At 39.3% G+C, this 14,039-nt stretch carries 12 protein-coding genes; 2 read left to right on the forward strand and 10 right to left on the reverse strand.

Annotation, left to right across the window (positions count from 1 at the left end):
* Positions 1–53 precede the first annotated feature (53 nt).
* The 6 genes from JMN32_RS07040 to mutS form a co-directional block, all read right to left on the reverse strand.
* Entirely contained in the window at positions 54–218 is a 165-nt protein-coding gene (locus JMN32_RS07040; RefSeq protein WP_202855604.1) for a hypothetical protein, read from the reverse strand.
* A gap of 92 nt (positions 219–310) precedes the next feature.
* Positions 311–1,261, reverse strand: coding sequence for an acyl-CoA desaturase (locus JMN32_RS07045; RefSeq protein WP_202855605.1), 951 nt, complete (start codon positions 1,259–1,261; stop codon positions 311–313).
* A gap of 173 nt (positions 1,262–1,434) precedes the next feature.
* On the reverse strand, positions 1,435–2,562 hold the full coding sequence (locus JMN32_RS07050) for a hypothetical protein (protein ID WP_202855606.1): 1,128 nt from the start codon (positions 2,560–2,562) through the stop codon (positions 1,435–1,437).
* 71 nt (positions 2,563–2,633) lie between these two features.
* Positions 2,634–3,767, reverse strand: coding sequence for a DUF3869 domain-containing protein (locus JMN32_RS07055; RefSeq protein WP_202855607.1), 1,134 nt, complete (start codon positions 3,765–3,767; stop codon positions 2,634–2,636).
* A 39-nt stretch (positions 3,768–3,806) separates the two neighbouring features.
* Positions 3,807–4,529, reverse strand: coding sequence for a porin family protein (locus tag JMN32_RS07060; protein ID WP_202855608.1), 723 nt, complete (start codon positions 4,527–4,529; stop codon positions 3,807–3,809).
* A gap of 282 nt (positions 4,530–4,811) precedes the next feature.
* Positions 4,812–7,424 carry a DNA mismatch repair protein MutS gene (gene mutS, locus JMN32_RS07065; RefSeq protein WP_202855609.1) on the reverse strand — a complete coding sequence of 871 codons (2,613 nt, stop codon included), beginning with the start codon at positions 7,422–7,424 and terminating at the stop codon, positions 4,812–4,814.
* 136 nt (positions 7,425–7,560) lie between these two features.
* On the opposite strand from mutS, the gene JMN32_RS07070 reads away from it, so the two are divergent.
* Positions 7,561–8,094, forward strand: a complete 534-nt coding sequence (locus JMN32_RS07070; RefSeq protein WP_202855610.1) for an RNA methyltransferase — start codon at positions 7,561–7,563, stop codon at positions 8,092–8,094.
* A 42-nt stretch (positions 8,095–8,136) separates the two neighbouring features.
* On the opposite strand, the gene JMN32_RS07075 is transcribed toward JMN32_RS07070, so the two are convergent.
* From JMN32_RS07075 to JMN32_RS07090, 4 genes are all read right to left on the reverse strand, one after another.
* Complete coding sequence (locus JMN32_RS07075; RefSeq protein ID WP_202855611.1) at positions 8,137–9,678, reverse strand: S8 family peptidase; 1,542 nt, start codon at positions 9,676–9,678, stop codon at positions 8,137–8,139.
* 153 nt (positions 9,679–9,831) lie between these two features.
* The gene (locus tag JMN32_RS07080) at positions 9,832–10,572 is read right to left on the reverse strand and encodes a LytR/AlgR family response regulator transcription factor (protein ID WP_202855612.1); all 741 of its coding nucleotides are present in this window, start codon (positions 10,570–10,572) and stop codon (positions 9,832–9,834) included.
* Positions 10,569–11,621 (reverse strand): sensor histidine kinase, encoded by a 1,053-nt coding sequence (locus tag JMN32_RS07085; protein ID WP_202855613.1) that lies wholly within the window; start codon positions 11,619–11,621, stop codon positions 10,569–10,571. The genes JMN32_RS07080 and JMN32_RS07085 overlap by 4 nt, the downstream gene beginning before the upstream one ends.
* A gap of 51 nt (positions 11,622–11,672) precedes the next feature.
* Positions 11,673–12,386 (reverse strand): LiaF transmembrane domain-containing protein, encoded by a 714-nt coding sequence (locus tag JMN32_RS07090; protein ID WP_202855614.1) that lies wholly within the window; start codon positions 12,384–12,386, stop codon positions 11,673–11,675.
* 218 nt (positions 12,387–12,604) lie between these two features.
* On the opposite strand from JMN32_RS07090, the gene fumC reads away from it, so the two are divergent.
* Positions 12,605–14,005, forward strand: coding sequence for a class II fumarate hydratase (fumC, locus tag JMN32_RS07095; protein WP_202855615.1), 1,401 nt, complete (start codon positions 12,605–12,607; stop codon positions 14,003–14,005).
* Positions 14,006–14,039: the final 34 nt, after the last annotated feature.

Genomic DNA, 14,039 nt, shown 5'->3' on the forward strand with positions numbered 1-14,039 from the left:
ACTTAGAACGTAAGGGGAGTTGTTTAGGTTATTGATTACGGCTTTCAGACAAGCTAATCAATAATATCAACCGAAGGCTCCAGATCTTCATCTTCAAGCCAGAATTTTGTCATTCTATCAACTTCCTGAAACAAAGCAAAGGCTTCCTGGAAGCCTTTAAAGTGTACTCTTCCGGATTTCCTGAATTTAGACCTAAATTCAACAAACAACGAAGTCATGATTAATCATATTATTTTCCTAAAAACGATACGCCCCACAAAGAAAAAGGTTGCCATCTGACAACCTTTTTCTATAGATATTTTATTTGATTTTATGCGGTTTTTCGAAAATCACTCACGCTCAGCTCATTATGTTTGAACTTTGCAGCGAGCTCTTTCGCATGCTGTTTATCTTTTGAATAAAGTATATGTTTGGGCACACCTTTCAAATCCCATACCAGTCCAAGCCAGCTAAACATTTTTAAACCATAATAGGTAAAATCAACTTCCCACCAAAAAAATCCGTTTTTGGCAGCTACCTCATAATAATGGTGGTTATTGTGCCAGCCTTCGCCTAATGTAAGCAAAGCAAGCCACAAACTATTTCTGGATTCATCGCCCGTTTTATAGCGCTGTTTTCCAAATTTATGCATGATAGAATTAATCGAAAAAGTACCATGATAAAGAATTACGGTACTCAGAAAAAAACCTATAAACAAACTAGAGAATCCTGCTGTGGTAAACATTAGTAGAGGGCTACCTCCATTAACCCACGCCCCCAAAACCATAACTACAAGGGCCAAAACAAGCGGTGGTACGAGATAGTTTTTATTCAACCAAACTAATTCAGGGTATTTTGCATAATCCCCTATTGTTTTATAATCAGTCTTCTTGTAATCAGGCCCAACAATCCAACCGATATGGGAGTACCAAAAACCATACAATTTCATAGAGTGCGGGTCCTCTGGCTGGTCACTATATCTATGATGGTGCCTATGATGTGCAGCCCACCACAAAGCTCCCTTTTGAGCCGATGTTTGTGCCATAAAGGCAATTACAAACTGAAACCAGCGAGATGTCTTATAGGATTTATGCGAAAAATAACGGTGGTAGCCACCCGTTATCCAGAACATTCGTCCAAAGTATAAAACCGCACATACCACCCAGTCAAACCAGGTTGCTCCTGTCCAGATTGCACCTAAAGGAAGCAAGTGCATCATTGCAAAGGCGATCTCTTGTTTTAGTATGGGTTTGTTTCTTTTTTCTAATACTAATTCTGCCATTTCAGGTCATTTAATAAATTCATTCGCAAAAATACGGATTATTTAGTAGTAAGTTAAATAACCAGATAAAGGTTCAATAATGTGCATTGGAAATAAGGAAAACGGCCAATGAGCTTATAAATAAAAAAGGCCGTTCGTAATGAACGGCCTTTAACTATTACTATATGAGCAATTTAGAGGATTTCTCCTAATTCTGTTCCTGTTCCGTAGTTAACGTCGATTATATAAACATCACCAGATTCTACTCTCTCTGTTTCGTTTAAATAATCACAGTTGTTCCATTTAAACCCACCAGGGTGCATGGTAGAAACATTTATATTAGCTTCATAATCTGGATATCCTGCACCTCCATCATAGATATAAATCTCATTGGGATCCAGTCTGTAATATTCAGGATAGCAATACGAACTATTATAGTCATAGTCAACCTTAATGTTAGCCCCTGAGCCTCCGTCTAAAGAATTAATGTAAACAGTAGGGTTTATTGAATACCCATATCCAATATCACCCAACTCTACAGCGGTAATCACCCCTGCTTCAACTGTTAAGGATTCAACATAAGCCTGACGCCCTCTAGAATAGTTAGGGTTAGCGACTGTTGCTAAAATATTGGCTGTTGAAGGTAAGGCCATAGCTTTATCATAAGGCCTGAATATTGTACCTTTAACTGTTTTCGAAACAACAACACCTTCTTCACGAATGGCAACCTTCTGGTCAAATTCAAGATCCGGAAAATGGATAGTAACATACCTGCCATTAGCTGTAGTAGGTATTATCAGAGAATAATTACCATCAGCATCAGTCTTGGTAGATGAAATTACAGTGTTATTGTATTTTGCGTAAATATCAATTCCAGCAGGATTCTCATATGCCTCAGAGGTGAGATCAATCTGAATCTTAACATTTCCTCTAACAACAGCTGCCATTTCCTCAGAGTACATCCTCAGGGTAATATTATCACCGGCTAATCTACCATTTGAAAAAACCTCAGCTTCTTGAGACAAATCAAAGTAACCCTCCTTTTGTAGAGCTATGATCACGTCACCTTGCTCCACATTTTCGAAATAGGCAACACCAAATTCATCTGAAGCTGATGTATAAACATTACTACCTGCTGAAATAGTTACATCAACAGCGGCTAAAGGTTGGTTTGTTCCTTCTTCCCTTATATTAACCGCAAAAGTAGTTTTCTGGGTAAGGTCAAGAACTTCTTCTTCAGTTAAACCATCTTTTTCGCAAGCAGTAAAAGTAATACCTAACCCTATAAAGAGCAGAAACAAATAATTTCTTAATTTATACATGCTTTCTTATTTAGTATACTTTAATAAAGTAATGAAATCTGATTAACCCCTAAAAACAAGGGGTTAATCTATTACTGAATTTCTTCCGCTCTGATAGTACCAGTTCCATAATGACCGTTAATCAGCCTTACTTCACCAGATTGAATGTCTACATAGTTGTCGAAACTAGGGTTAATTTCACCTGCTTTGTTAGCTTCATAAGACGTAGGGTATCCGCTACCTGCATCAGATATGTTTGCGTTTCCACTTACATTACCAGACCCATCAACAGTCCAGGTGGCCACCAAACCAGAACCTCCAAATAGTGAAGTCACTGTTACATCTAGTACAGCAGACGCAGTATAGCCTGTTCCGTTCACCTCAACATCAAAGTCGCCAATACCAGCATCTCCAGTCATGCTTCCGAAATCAACTACAATTACCGCTTGTGTACCACCTGCATCTGTAGGAGCAGGTAAAGTAGCAACAAGAGAAGGAACACTTGGCATCTCAATAGCAGAACCTACTGGATTAAAAGTGGTTGCAATATTCCCAATACTTGGGATAGTAGCTGGGAAGTCTGCATCTCCCTTGTTTCCATTTTTAGCGATTTTTTGATCAAGCACAAGGGTCTGATACTTCAACTGATAGTCAACTCCTGTGTTAGTTGCAGGCACTACAAGCTCATAAAAACCATTAGCATCTGTAGTAGCGACAAACTCAACTGTATTCATTCCTTCAAGATTAAGGAAAGCTTTTACTTCAGTTCCTTCAGGAACAACTTCAGTTTCATCATTAGTCACGTCTGACTCTATCTCCAACTTTCCTTTGATGGTCGCCGTATTCTCTGTAAGAGATAATACACCAAGCGTTGTAGTGAAATGACCTTGACGGTAGTCATTAACATTAACGTCCACCAAGTTCTGAACTTTAGTAAAACCCTCTTTCTCAACAGTTACAGGCAATCCACCACCAATTTTAACATCAGAGAAAGAAGCGATACCCTGCTCATTGGTTTGTGCAGTTACTGCAGCCCCATCTTTAATAATAGATACCGTAGCACCAGTTACTGCAGTAGTATTAAAGTAATCAATAACATAAACCGATACATCAACAGTTTGTTGAGCATTCAGGGCATCCTCCTCAGTAAAATCATCTTTACAAGAAGTGAATACTCCTGCAAGTAAGACCACCAAAAGAAACGATAGGATTCTTGTTGTTTTCATTATAGAACTCATGATTTATTTAGTTTTTAATTTTTAAGCTTATTTTAATTTTACTCCGACAGTGAATGAAAGTGCATTTGCAGTTACATCCTCAGTAACCTCTACAAAATCTATATAACTGAAAGATTCTTTAACCGGTGTAATGCCATACTGGTACGAGGCACCAATGATCAGGTCAAAGCTATAGTCTGTAGGAATATCAAATTGAAAACCCGCAACCGCACCAAATTGAAAGTTTTTGTACTGATCAGATACTACATCTTCACCTGCAGCAGTCACAAATACATTACCGTTTAGCTGACCTGTTTTCTGATATGACTCAGTAGCTGAAATGTTGTAAGCAACATATGGCCCTACCAAAAACTTAGGCAATGCAGAACTTGAAAAAGGAGCAAACCTGGCCTGAATAGGAACATAAATATTGTGTAAGGTAACGGAAGCATCCATCACGTGCTTATTGAAAAAGTCGGATGAACCACCAAACCTTGACTCATCTACAAACTGCAAGTAAGTTCCTCCTGATTGAAAATAGGCCACTTCTGCTTGAACAGCAATCAGGTCATTAATCTGGTAAGAACCGAAAGCCCCTGCCGTAAAACCGAATTTGGATCCTGTATGATAAGAAGAATTTAACTCACTCATAACAGCACCCGCTTTAAACCCATAACCAATTGTGCCAGAAGCCTCCTCCTGCGCCAATGCAGGTGAAACACAAAACAGCATCATGAGAGCCTTTGCAAATACCACTTGGATTAACTTCATTTTGTTTAATTTTAAATTATAATTATATAAGTAATGATACCAAAATTCAACTAATAAAAATATTATGTTTATTTATTACCACAAACAAGACCTATAAACAGGGCGCAAATCTAATGGGCTATTTTGAATAATTCAAATCATTTTTTGATAATTTTTACAAAAAAAAGCACAAATTTAAAGTATTCCACAAATATGTTGGCGTGTTGATTTAAGCCATATGCAGGCTAATTGCCTCTTAGACAGTCAGAAAAAGGAAGGTTGGGAGCGGGAAAATATTAGTAGTTAAGGCTTACTTTTTAACACACCCTTAATTTCATTTAGTTTAAGAAGGGCCTCCACGGGTGAAATGGTATTGATGTCCAGTGCATCCATCATTTCCTGTACTTGCTTATACCTGGGATCTGCCTCGAAAAGGTTCATTTGGTAATTAGCTTTTGGAACTTCTTCCAGTTTCTTTCGAGTATCGTTCTTATTCTTATCTTTTTCAAGAAAGTGCATAATTTCATTAGCACGTATTACCACCTTATTAGGCATACCTGCCAGCTGAGCTACATGAATACCAAAGCTATGCTCGCTTCCCCCTTCCTTCAGTTTTCGCATAAAAATAATTTTATCACCAACTTCTTTAACCGAAACATTGAAGTTTTTAATACGGGGAAAATCTTCAGTCAACTGATTAAGTTCATGATAATGTGTAGCAAATAAGGTTTTAACCCGATAATCCGGATGGTTATGCAGAAACTCTACAATAGACCAAGCTATAGAAACTCCATCGTATGTACTGGTTCCTCGACCAATCTCATCCATCAATACCAGGCTGCGATCGCTGAGATTATTAAGAATACTGGCCGTTTCGGTCATTTCGACCATAAATGTGGACTCTCCTTTTGACAAGTTGTCAGAAGCTCCTACACGTGTAAAAACTTTGTCCACCATACCTATGGCAGCTTCTTTTGCGGGAACAAAAGATCCCATTTGAGCCATGAGCACAATTAAAGCGGTTTGCCTGAGGAGTGCAGATTTACCCGCCATGTTTGGACCAGTAATGATCATTATCTGCTGATGATCATTATCCAGAAAAACATCATTCGGGATATAAGATTCCCCAAGCGGTAGTTGCTTTTCTATAACCGGATGTCTTCCTTCTTTTATATCAATACCCGTTGAATCATTGACCTCAGGCATTACATACTTATTACTTTGAGCAATGATGGCAAAAGAATTCAGGCAATCTACAGTAGCTAAAACTCTGGCATTTTGCTGTATTTGAGTTACATAATCAGCTGCACTCACTACCAGCTCATAAAACAATTTTTGCTCTATAACGAATAACTTATCCTCCGCATTAAGGATTTTTTCCTCATAGACCTTCAGCTCTTCCGTAATGTAACGCTCAGCATTAACCAGGGTCTGTTTTCTGATCCACTCACCAGGCACTTTATCCTTATGAGCATTGCTTACCTCCAGGTAATAACCAAATACTTTATTGTATGCTATTTTTAGAGAGGAAATCCCAGTTCTTTCAACTTCCCGTTTTTGTATTTGAATCAGATAATCTTTACCAGAATAAGCAATTTTCCGCAGCTCATCCAATTCTTCATTGATACCATCTTTGATAAGCCCTCCAACATTGGAAGTTAATGGAACCTCTTCTTTCAACTCATTTTCTATCTTTTCAAGCAAGAACTCACATGGATTAATCTGATCGGCTAGTTTTTTCAACTCATCAAACTGGCTATCCTGCAAAATCCTCTTAATAGGCAATGTATTTCTTAACGCCTTCTTAAGCTGATTCATTTCCCGCGGGTTAATCCGCCCCACGGCTACCTTGGATATCAGCCTTTCCAGATCACCAATTTGCTTAAGGCTTTGCTGAATGTCATCAAGAAGATCCGCATTTTCCGTAAAACCTTTGACAGTATTTAATCGCTCATTAATAGAGGCTATTTCCTTCAAAGGCAATACCATCCACTTCTTCAGCAGCCTTGAGCCCATAGGAGTAACCGTGCAGTCCAGTATGTCAATTAAGGGGACACCTCCATCATGCTGTGGGTAGATCAGTTCAAGATTTCGTATAGTAAATTTGTCAAGCCATACATACCTGTCTTCATCAATTCTTGAGATGGACGAAATATGTTTTACTTCTCGATGTTCAGTTTCTTCCAGGTAATGTAATACCGCACCAGCAGCAACAATAGCATCATCCATGCCCTCAATTCCATAGCCCTTTAGGGTGTTGGTCTGAAAATGAGCCGTCAGTTTTTCATAGGCAAAATCAAAGCTATATATCCACTCATCTAATGAGAATGTATTGTAGTCATCCTGAAAAAGTAGTCTGAGATCCTCTTTTGCAGATTTGCAGAAAATAACCTCAGAGGGGTTAAAGCCCTGAAAAAGCTTAGAGATATAATCCTTTGACCCCTGGGCCGCCATAAATTCACCTGTAGAAACATCCAGAAAGGCCACGCCTGCACGTTCTTTTGAAAAATGTATTGAGGCCAAAAAGTTGTTTGCTTTCTTCTCCAGCACATTATCATTGAACGAAAGCCCTGGGGTAACAAGCTCTGTTACACCCCGCTTAACTATACCCTTCACTGACTTTGGGTCTTCCAACTGATCACAAATGGCGACACGATTGCCTGCCCGTACTAACTTAGGTAGGTAAGTATCTAATGAATGATGAGGAAAACCTGCCAACTCAATATGAGAAGCGGCCCCATTGGCACGCTTGGTCAATACTATATCAAGTACTTTACTGGCTTTAACAGCGTCCTCCCCAAAAGTTTCATAAAAATCGCCAACCCTGAATAGCAACAAAGCTCCCGGGTACTTCGCTTTAATAGCGTTGTACTGCTTCATTAACGGAGTTTCTTTTGCTTCTTTCGTTTTAGCCATTTTATGATCAATTAAAGTCACAAAGATTAATTTTTTTGATACGATTAGCAAGGCAAGAGACTTGCTCTATTTTTAATTATACATTACTCAGTAAATGTTAGCTTTGCATTGTTAGATCAAAAGCTTACATAGATAAATGCGCAAACTTGCCAACGAAGAACTAGAAAGGAAATCCGTAGCAGAATTTAAGAAAAGCAAAAAACTGCCGGTGGTTATATTTCTGGATAATATAAGGAGCCTTAACAATGTTGGCTCTGCCTTTCGAACTTCAGATGCTTTTATGGTAGAAAAAATTTACCTTGGAGGTATTACGGGTACCCCTCCGCATAGAGATATTACCAAAACCGCACTTGGTGCTACAGAATCAGTAGAGTGGGAGCATATGCCTGATACACTTGCTGGCATAAAAAAATTGAAAGAGGATGGCTACCGCATCATTTCTGTTGAGCAGGTGGACAAAAGTATAATGTTAAACGAATTTGTGCCAAAGACAGGTGACAAGTATTGTCTGGTGTTTGGAAATGAAGTTTTTGGCGTAGATGAAAAGATTGTGGAAAACTCAGATGAGTGCATTGAAATACCTCAGCATGGTACTAAACACTCTCTAAATATTTCCGTGAGCCTGGGAATAGTAATTTGGGATTTCTATAACAAGCTTGGCTATAAGTAAGCCCTGGCAGACCTGAATGATCTGCCAGAGTTTACTAACTATTTAATTAACCGCTGCCAACGCATCTAACGTACCCCATCCATACTCTGAACTTTTATTCGGATACAGATCGGCTGTTTGCTTCATTTTATTAAGTACCTGGTCACGGCTCCAGCTTGGGTTTTTAGACCAAACCAAAGCTGCTATACCTGCAGCAGTAGCAGTAGCCACAGAAGAACCTCCTACAGTAGAAGGTGTGCTACCACTCATAGCTAACGTAAGGGCATGGTTTTCAGAACCAGACCTTTCCATTATCACGGTGAAATCCACTTTACTTCCTGAATGGCAAATATCACAACGGTTGTATCCACCACCTTCTTTAATACCGGTCACTGCCACTGTCTCACTCATCGAAGCAGGGAAGATAACACCATACCAATTAGTGAATGAAGTCGAAGTTCCTGCTGCAGAAAATATCAATTTACCCTTACCATAAGCGTAACGTACTGCATCAGCTACTTTAGAATTACTGAAAACATCACCTATGGACATGCTGATAATTTTCACATCGCTACGGTTGCCAAGAAACACTAAAGCATCAGATACTCCGGTTTGCTCGCTGCCACCGTTAATAACAACATCACCTGTTCCTCTTACAGCCACAAGGTTAGCATTATACGCTACACCTACAGAACTTCCGGAAGTACTTCTTGGTGCTGCAATAGTACCAGCCATGGCAGTACCGTGGCCACATTGGTCATTAGGACCATCTGGATCATCCCATGGCCACCAGCTGCTAACATAAAAGCCATATTTATGAACATATCTTCCACTTGAATAGCCAGAGTTAAACTCTCCATTAAGTTTGGTTTGATTGGGAGATATTCCTGTATCAATGAGGCCAACAGCTATTCCACTACCAGTGCTATAATTCCAAGCCTGCGGGATATTCATATAGCTATAGTTCCAAGACATTTTAGCATTTGGAGCTATAACCGAATAATCTCCTGAAGGTATACCATAGTCAGGATCATTAGAGCATCCTTTGCTACTTTCCTCTCTACCTTCAACCACAAATCGGCTAAAATCTACCTCATAACCCAGGGGTTCTACATATCTAACACTGGGTAGAGATCGGAGCCTTGCTATAACAGCAGGGTCTGTTACACGAAGTTCGAAAAAAGGAAGAACCTCATGGGCCTTAAGGTTAACATCCTCAGCATTTAAGGGCTGATCGTTGTTTTTGTTGATAATATAAAGTGCTTCTTCAACAACATTCTCCCGAGCCTGAACCCAGTTTTTACCTTTTATGTCAATTGTTGCCATTCTTGAAGAGATGTCTCCCTCACCTTCTGGCATATAGCCCACGGTTAATATGGTGTCTGCATGCATCAATGCACTCCAAACCACCTGATCAGAGGCATCCTTCCAGTTAAATTCATCAGTAGCTTTTAATGATTCAAAAATTTGATCATCGATCTTGTCTCGTGAAATAAGTTGTAACTTCTGGTCCTCCTGAGGAGCTTCCAGTTCGTTGGGGTCATTAGTACACCTCATAAGCATTGCGCCCAGGAATACTAATAATAGTAATTTGTTGTTGGTCATGAAAATTTGGTTTAGGTTAAAACTTTAGTTTAGGCACAGAAGCCTAATTTCGCCTAAACTCGAAATTTTATTCTCCTAAAACAACCAAAAACTACAGAATCTCGTCGGATGTAAGATTTTCTTCAACTATTAACAAAATAATTTATGGAAGTATCAAAAGTTCAAGACCCCTTTTAGAGAAGTATAGCCTGACCTGCTTACTGAGATTTTATTACCCGTTTTAAGTATGGCAAGGTATGAATCTTTGGACATAGCTTCCAAACGGTCTATGCTATTGATAGAAACAATAAAGGATCGATGCACTCTAACAAACTGATTTTTAGGCAGAGAGGCTTCGAGATATTTCATTGTAAGCTGTTTCAGATATTTCTTGCCTTCACTATGAATAGCCACATAATCATCCTGAGCCTCTATATAATCAACCTTATCAAGCGAAATGATGACAATTTTACTTCCTACTCTCACCACCAGGCGGTCTAACTCTTCATTGACATCTGCTCGGCTTTCCTGTATTTTGGATATAAGCTCAGTATCACCTTCTTTGAGGCGTTGTCTGGCCTTCGAAATCGCTTCATCAAAGCGACTCTGAGCATATGGTTTAAGCAAGTAGTCCGCAGCACTTTTTTCGAAAGCTTTCAGAGCAAATTCGTCGTATGCCGTGCTGAATATAACAACAGGCGTCCTGTCCAAAAGCTCAAGCATTTCGAAACCGGTTAGTTTAGGCATTTGTACATCGAGAAAAACCAGGTCCGGTATATATTTATTAACCGCTTTAACTCCATCAAACCCGTTGGCACATTCCTCCACCACTTCAATATCAGAGTGGTTCTTTAAATATGCCAGAATAACATCCCGGGCCAGCTTTTCATCGTCAATTATTAATGCTTTTATCATTTATCCGATGTTTGTGGGATCAACAAATGCACCGTAAAGATCGTTTTGCTCTTCTCGATAGTCATCAAGCCCAAAATTCCATAAGTTAATTCCAGCCGGTTGCTTACATTTTTCAGACCAATGCCCTTTCCTTTTTGGGGCACTCCTTCAGAGTCATAGTTATTGGAAACCGAGATTTTTAAGTTTCCATCTTCGCATTTACATACCGTACTAATCTCTACTTCTTCCAGTTGTTCATAAATACCATATTTAATGGCATTTTCATAAATAGGCTGTAGAATCATATTTGGCAGAGTCATATTCGCACAAGCTGGATCAATTTCATGCACTGCTGAAAGCCTCTCGCCAAAACGCACCTTTTCAATATCAAGATACAACTGCATCTGAGCAAGCTCATCTTTTAATAAATGCTTCTCTGGACTTTGGCTTCCCAGCGAAGATCTCAAAAAATCTGAAAGCTTGATAACCATATCTCTAGCCTTATCAGGATCAGTAATTGTCAAGGAGCTTACCGAATTTAAGCTATTAAATATAAAGTGTGGATTAATCTGAAACTTTAGCATTTCAAGCTCCGAATGCCTCAACATTCCTTGCAGTTGTATTTCTTCCTGCTCTTTTTGAAGCAGATTACTATTATATCGTAGCAGATAATAGACCATAACGATCAGAGTGAGATAAAATATATCGACAATTATCCTCCAGACAAAAGACTCCGTAACCAGGGTGAGATAGTTTGCATTTGTTGAAAAAAAGCCGGACAAAGCCACATTAGCCCCATATACTACCAATAATGCAGAAACTGTAACACCCAAAACATGACTAATAACAACCCCAAATACTCCCTGACCTTCAGGAGAAACATATTGTACTACATACCAATAGCTTAAACCTATGCCTGCTAGTATTACATTGGATATAGCTGCATCGGCTAAGGAAATAGATAGCGGAAAACCGTAGCTCGAATATAGAAAAACCGCATGTGCAGCGATTACTGCTACCCATGCGGTTACATAAAATATTATAGCTTTACCTGCCAGAGGGTGTTTCATGCTTGTTAATATTGGGTATTAAGATCTTGGAATTGAGTATCACGCCACTAATCATTTCTGCAATTTAACATCTCCACCCCCAAACATAACAAAGCCTTTGATAATCAAAACTTTCTCGGGATTAGGAATCACCTTTAACGCAGTAGAACGTTTATCACTAAAAGCACCTAACAATGAGAATACCTCAACGTGGACAGTCCAATCAGGCGGTACGATAATCTCAGTTCCACCGAATATCACAAACACATCCAGTACATTATTACCATTTGCCAAATCTGCAGACCTTAAATCCATCTGAGAACCTCCAAACATGGCTGTTATCCGGCCTCCTTTAAAGTTTTGCGAATCTATTGTTCGTTCACGTCCTCCAAAAATGGCAAAGTCATCAATATAGTCTAAATCATTTTTTTTTTCATCTCCATCCAGATGCCTGCCCAATGCTGACCTACGCATAATGAGCGAGACACCAATAACTATTACTATCGCAGGCCAGAAGATATGCCAGATGTTACGGATATAAAACCATCCTGTATCCTGAAGCAGAAATACCCCTCCAATAGCAATCATAATAATACCAGCTTCGACTTTCTTTCTGCCTAGAATAAAGTATAAACCAAGTATTATTAAAAACGACTCCCACGAAAACAGGATGTGGGAAAAATAATAGGGAATAATATCTAAATTCTTCAATAGCCAGGCTCCACCAAAGATGACGAGGATAATTCCCAGCCAGAACCTTTTGTCATTTGTATTGTATTCACTCATGATCCTAATTTTAAGTTTTCAACTACTCAATTTTACCCGTATTCAATTAAAATAGTTGACACTAATCGGTTAGTGACGGGTGATTACCGGTAAACGACGAACAAAGCAACGTAAAGATATCAATGGAAATATCATATTTTCCACAAGTTGATAGATAAGCAGAGGCTGTTAAGCCAAATATTTTTCTAAATTTGCCCAAAACGGAAAAGTATTTACAAATGGACTTCAGAATAGAAAAAGACACCATGGGCGAGGTTAAAGTACCCGCAGATAAATATTGGGGCGCCCAAACAGAACGATCTAGAAACAACTTCAGGATTGGCGAATCGGCAAGTATGCCTCTCGAGCTTATCTATGGCTTTGCCTATCTTAAAAAAGCCGCTGCGCATACCAACCATGCTCTTGGTGTGCTCTCTGAAGAAAAACGAGACCTGATCTCTCAGGTTTGTGATGAAATATTAGAAGGAAAACATGATGACCAGTTTCCATTGGTAATCTGGCAGACAGGGTCCGGTACACAGTCTAATATGAATACCAATGAGGTAATAGCCAACAGAGCCCATGTATTGGCTGGCAATAAACTGGGGGAAGGAAAAACCTTCATTCACCCTAATGATGATGTTAATAAGTCGCAGTCCTCAAATGATACGTTCCCTACGGGCATGCACATTGCATGTTATAAAATGGTGGTAGAAAATACTATACCTGGTGTTGAAGTACTCAGAGATACTTTAAAGAAAAAATCTCAGGAGTTTATCAACGTGGTTAAAATTGGAAGAACTCACCTGATGGATGCCACTCCACTGACTTTAGGTCAGGAGTTTTCAGGCTATGTATCTCAGCTGGGTCATGGCTTGAAGGCGTTAAAAAACACACTTGATCACCTTTCCGAATTGGCTTTGGGTGGTACAGCGGTAGGTACAGGGATCAATACACCTGAAGGATACGCAGCGCATGTTGCTAAACAAATAGCTGAATTCACAGGCTTACCTTTCAAAACTGCAGAAAACAAATTTGAAGCTCTGGCTGCTCACGATGCGATTGTGGAGGCACATGGAGCACTTAAACAACTGGCGGTATCTCTCAATAAAATTGCCAATGATATAAGAATGCTTGCCTCAGGCCCAAGGTCAGGTATTGGAGAAATCAACATCCCTGCGAATGAACCAGGATCCTCAATTATGCCTGGTAAAGTTAATCCTACACAATGTGAAGCTTTAACCATGGTATGCGCTCAGGTTATGGGTAACGATATGGCCATCACCGTAGGTGGTGCACAGGGACACTATGAACTTAATGTATTCAAGCCTGTTATGGCGTACAACTTCCTGCAATCAGCCCGCCTGATTGGAGATGCTTGTGTTTCTTTCAACGAACATTGTGCTGTAGGTATTGAGCCTAATTATAAAAGCATAGAGCAACACCTGAATAACAGCTTAATGCTTGTAACTGCTCTTAATACACATATTGGTTACGAAAAGGCTGCAAAAATTGCTAAATCAGCACACGAAAATGACACTACATTAAAAGAAGAAGCCATTAAATCGGGTTTTTTAAGCGAAGAGGAGTTTGATAAATGGGTACGACCAGAAGATATGGTGGGAAGCCTTAAAAACTAATTTTTTTAATATTTTAATTATATTGAGTATATTT

The sequence above is a fragment of the Fulvivirga marina genome (assembly GCF_016775155.1).
In the GTDB taxonomy this organism is placed as follows: domain Bacteria; phylum Bacteroidota; class Bacteroidia; order Cytophagales; family Cyclobacteriaceae; genus Fulvivirga; species Fulvivirga marina.

What these genes read in the sequence shown, in the direction of transcription:
- JMN32_RS07040 (WP_202855604.1), bottom strand. Translation starts at nt 218, where the DNA reads ATGACTTCGTTGTTTGTTGAATTTAGGTCTAAATTCAGGAAATCCGGA.
- JMN32_RS07090 (WP_202855614.1), bottom strand. Translation starts at nt 12,386, where the DNA reads ATGAGTGAATACAATACAAATGACAAAAGGTTCTGGCTGGGAATTATC.
- mutS (WP_202855609.1), bottom strand. Translation starts at nt 7,424, where the DNA reads ATGGCTAAAACGAAAGAAGCAAAAGAAACTCCGTTAATGAAGCAGTAC.
- JMN32_RS07045 (WP_202855605.1), bottom strand. Translation starts at nt 1,261, where the DNA reads ATGGCAGAATTAGTATTAGAAAAAAGAAACAAACCCATACTAAAACAA.
- JMN32_RS07080 (WP_202855612.1), bottom strand. Translation starts at nt 10,572, where the DNA reads ATGATAAAAGCATTAATAATTGACGATGAAAAGCTGGCCCGGGATGTT.
- fumC (WP_202855615.1), top strand. Translation starts at nt 12,605, where the DNA reads ATGGACTTCAGAATAGAAAAAGACACCATGGGCGAGGTTAAAGTACCC.
- JMN32_RS07070 (WP_202855610.1), top strand. Translation starts at nt 7,561, where the DNA reads ATGCGCAAACTTGCCAACGAAGAACTAGAAAGGAAATCCGTAGCAGAA.
- JMN32_RS07055 (WP_202855607.1), bottom strand. Translation starts at nt 3,767, where the DNA reads ATGAAAACAACAAGAATCCTATCGTTTCTTTTGGTGGTCTTACTTGCA.
- JMN32_RS07085 (WP_202855613.1), bottom strand. Translation starts at nt 11,621, where the DNA reads ATGAAACACCCTCTGGCAGGTAAAGCTATAATATTTTATGTAACCGCA.
- JMN32_RS07075 (WP_202855611.1), bottom strand. Translation starts at nt 9,678, where the DNA reads ATGACCAACAACAAATTACTATTATTAGTATTCCTGGGCGCAATGCTT.
- JMN32_RS07060 (WP_202855608.1), bottom strand. Translation starts at nt 4,529, where the DNA reads ATGAAGTTAATCCAAGTGGTATTTGCAAAGGCTCTCATGATGCTGTTT.
- JMN32_RS07050 (WP_202855606.1), bottom strand. Translation starts at nt 2,562, where the DNA reads ATGTATAAATTAAGAAATTATTTGTTTCTGCTCTTTATAGGGTTAGGT.